This is a genomic window from Polaromonas sp., assembly GCF_018780625.1.
Taxonomy (GTDB): Bacteria; Pseudomonadota; Gammaproteobacteria; order Burkholderiales; family Burkholderiaceae_C; genus Polaromonas.
Map to the genome: position 1 here is coordinate 8,970 of NZ_JADMJK010000044.1, position 3,244 is coordinate 12,213.

Below are 3,244 nucleotides of genomic sequence, written 5' to 3' on the forward strand. Positions count from 1 at the left end.
CGAACGCGGCGACCGCGACGCCGAGGCCGACAAGCTGCTGGCCAAGATTCTCAAGTTGCGGATTTTTTCGGATGACGCCGGCAAGATGAACCGCAGCGTGCAGGACCTGGACGGGCAGGGCGCGTGCGGCGGCCTGCTGATCGTGAGCCAGTTCACGCTGGCCGCCGATGTGTCGGGCGGCAACCGGCCCAGCTTCACGGGCGCCGCGCCGCCCGACGAGGGGCGGCGGCTGTACGACTACTTTGTGGCCCGGGCGCGAGCGCTGCACCCGCTGGTCGCCACCGGCCAGTTTGCCGCCGACATGCAGGTGCATCTGGTCAACGACGGGCCGGTAACGATTCCCTTGCACGTTGTTGCTGGCGGCTAAATTGCTACTATTTCAATAGCTTATTGGTCCTGTACTTATTGGGCTGGAGGTCTTTTTGATGCTGAAGTTTTCAGCGGTAAGGGTTGTCAATGCCCAGGCCCGCCAGGATCTTGATTTCCAGCGCTTCCATGGCTTCGGCGTCTGCTTCGCCGGTTTCGTGGTCGTAACCCTGGGCGTGCAGCGTGCCATGCACCAGCAGGTGGGCATAGTGGGCCTGCAGGGTTTTCTGGTTGTCGCGGGCTTCCTTTTCAACCACGGGCGCGCACAGCACCAGGTCGGCCGTGACGTAGGGCGCCTGCGTGTAGTCAAAGGTCAGCACATTGGTCGCGTAGTCCTTGCCCCGGTAGTCGCGGTTCAGCGTCTGGCCTTCCTCGGCACCCACGATGCGCACCGTGATCTCGGCGTCGCTCTGCAGCGCATGGCGAATCCAGCGGGCCACGCTGTGGCGCGGCAGCGCGGCGCGGTGCAGGGCAGTGTCGGGGAGGTCGCCAAACTGCAGCGACAAACTCAGTTGATTAAGAGCCATTTCTGCTCCTTGCGCTTGTCTTGCGGACGGGCGTAGCTACTAAATCAGTAGCGTCCTGTGCGTCGTCCCGGTTGCTGGGGGTTTTGTCATAGGCGTCCACAATGCGCGCCACCAGCGGATGCCGCACCACGTCCGCGCTGGTCAGCCGGGTAATGGCAATGCCCTGCACGCGCTTGAGCACGCGCTCGGCATCGATCAGCCCGCTCATCTGGGTGCGCGGCAAGTCCACCTGGCTCACGTCGCCGGTCACCACCGCCTTGCTGCCAAAGCCGATGCGCGTCAAAAACATCTTCATTTGCTCGGGCGTGGTGTTTTGCGCCTCGTCCAGGATCACAAACGCATGGTTCAGCGTGCGCCCGCGCATGAAGGCCAGCGGCGCAATCTCGATCTGCTGGCGCTCAAACGCTTTTTGCACGCGCTCAAAGCCCATCAGTTCATGCAGCGCGTCATAGAGCGGGCGCAGGTAGGGGTCCACCTTCTGGCTCAGGTCACCCGGCAAAAAGCCCAGGCGCTCGCCCGCTTCGACCGCCGGGCGCGTCAGCACAATGCGCTGCACCGTGCTGCGCTCCAGCGCATCGACCGCGCAGGCCACCGCCAGGTAGGTCTTGCCGGTGCCGGCCGGGCCAATGCCGAAGGTGATGTCGTGCGTGGCGATGTTTTCGAGGTAGGTGGCCTGGTTGGTGGTGCGGGCGCGCAGGTCGGCGCGCCGCGTCGACAGCACGGCCGTGCCGTCGGGCGCCGTGCTCAGCGCCGTGTCGCCGGCCATCATCAGCTGCACGGTTTCGGGCTCGATCGGCCGCTGCGCCATCTCGTACAGCGCCTGCAACACCTCCAGCGCTTGCTGGGCCCGCAGCTTGCTGCCGTCAATCTTGAATTGCTCAAAGCGGTGCGCAATCGTGACCTGCAAGCCCGCTTCGATGGTGCGGATGTGGGCGTCCATGGGACCGCACAGATTGGCCATGCGGGTGTTGTTGGGCGGCGTGAAGGTGTGGCGAAGAATCAAGGCGTGGTGTTTCCTGAAAAAGGGGGGCCAGGGAAGATTAGCGCAATTGTCCGCCCAAATAGTGGCCGCCACCTGACTGCTAAGATTTGCCCATGATTGGACGACTCACTGGCCTGCTGGCCGAAAAAAATCCCCCGGAAATCCTGCTGGACTGCAACGGCGTGGGCTACGAGGTGCTGGTGCCCATGAGCACCTTTTACAACCTGCCCGGCCTGGGCGAAAAAATCAGCCTGCTGACACACTTCATCGTCCGTGAAGACGCGCAGCTGCTGTACGGCTTTGGCAGCACGGCCGAGCGCGCCGCGTTTCGCCAGCTTATCAAGATCGCTGGCGTCGGCCCGCGCACCGCCCTCAGCGTGCTCAGCGGCATGAGCGTGCAGGACCTGTCCCAGGCGGTGACGATGCAGGAGTCGGGCCGCATCCTGAAGGTGCCCGGCATTGGCAAGAAAACGGCAGAACGCCTGTTGTTGGAGCTCAAAGGCAAGCTGGGCGCCGACATCGGCGTGCCGCTCAGCGTCGCCGACGACGCGCAGTCCGACATCCTGCAGGCGCTGGTGGCGCTGGGCTACAGCGACCGCGACGCGGCGCTGGCGCTCAAGGCCCTGCCCAAGGATGTGGGCGTGAGCGACGGCATCAAGCTGGCACTGAAGGCCCTTGCCAAATGAGCGCGGCGGCTTTATGACCATTCAGACCGACGACTTCGACATGTCCGACCTGCCGCCTGCCAAACGCGTGATGTCGGCAGCGCCCGCTTCGCCGCGCGAGGAGGCGATTGAGCGCGCGCTGCGGCCCAAGCTGTTTGACGACTACGTGGGCCAGACCAAGGCGCGCGAGCAGCTTGAAATTTTCATCGGCGCGGCCAAAAAACGCAGCGAAGCGCTCGACCATGTGCTGCTGTTCGGGCCGCCGGGGCTGGGCAAGACCACGCTGAGCCACATCATTGCGCACGAGTTGGGCGTCAACATGCGGCAAACCTCGGGGCCGGTGCTGGAAAAGCCCAAGGACCTGGCGGCGCTCCTGACCAACCTCGAAAAAAACGACGTGCTGTTCATCGACGAAATCCACCGCCTGAGCCCGGTGGTCGAGGAAATCCTGTACCCGGCGCTGGAGGATTACCAGATCGACATCATGATCGGCGAAGGCCCGGCGGCGCGCTCCATCAAGCTCGACTTGCAGCCTTTCACGCTGGTGGGCGCCACCACGCGCGCCGGCATGCTGACCAACCCGTTGCGCGACCGCTTTGGCATCGTCGCCCGGCTGGAGTTTTACACGCCCGAGGAACTGGCCCGCATTGTCAGGCGCAGCGCTGGGCTGCTCAACGCGCCCATGGACGAGGAGGGCGGCTTTG

Annotated in this window: 5 protein-coding genes; 3 read left to right on the top strand and 2 right to left on the bottom strand. The window is 64.3% G+C overall.

All coding sequences use genetic code 11. From position 1 onward, the window contains the following. On the top strand, nucleotides 1–367 hold a 367-nt coding region (dtd, locus tag IV091_RS03535), incomplete at its 5' end, for a D-aminoacyl-tRNA deacylase (RefSeq protein WP_293465181.1). A 70-nt stretch (nucleotides 368–437) separates the two neighbouring features. On the opposite strand, the gene ybeY is transcribed toward dtd, so the two are convergent. Both ybeY and IV091_RS03545 read right to left on the bottom strand, forming a co-directional pair. Beyond that, nucleotides 438–893, bottom strand: coding sequence for an rRNA maturation RNase YbeY (gene ybeY / locus IV091_RS03540; RefSeq protein WP_293465184.1), 456 nt, complete (start codon nucleotides 891–893; stop codon nucleotides 438–440). Further along, a complete protein-coding gene (locus IV091_RS03545; RefSeq protein ID WP_293465187.1) occupies nucleotides 883–1,896 on the bottom strand; it encodes a PhoH family protein in 1,014 nt (337 codons plus the stop codon). The genes ybeY and IV091_RS03545 overlap by 11 nt, the downstream gene beginning before the upstream one ends. A gap of 92 nt (nucleotides 1,897–1,988) precedes the next feature. On the opposite strand from IV091_RS03545, the gene ruvA reads away from it, so the two are divergent. Together ruvA and ruvB are read left to right on the top strand one after the other, a co-directional pair. Continuing rightward, the gene (gene ruvA, locus IV091_RS03550) at nucleotides 1,989–2,561 is read left to right on the top strand and encodes a Holliday junction branch migration protein RuvA (RefSeq protein ID WP_293465190.1); all 573 of its coding nucleotides are present in this window, start codon (nucleotides 1,989–1,991) and stop codon (nucleotides 2,559–2,561) included. A 13-nt stretch (nucleotides 2,562–2,574) separates the two neighbouring features. Further along, nucleotides 2,575–3,244, top strand: a 670-nt coding sequence (gene ruvB / locus IV091_RS03555; RefSeq protein ID WP_293465193.1) for a Holliday junction branch migration DNA helicase RuvB, incomplete at its 3' end; no start/stop codon positions are given.

Bases quoted from the DNA above. Each gene is read 5' to 3' on its own strand.
- ybeY (WP_293465184.1), bottom strand. From the start codon at position 893: ATGGCTCTTAATCAACTGAGTTTGTCGCTGCAGTTTGGCGACCTCCCC.
- ruvA (WP_293465190.1), top strand. From the start codon at position 1,989: ATGATTGGACGACTCACTGGCCTGCTGGCCGAAAAAAATCCCCCGGAA.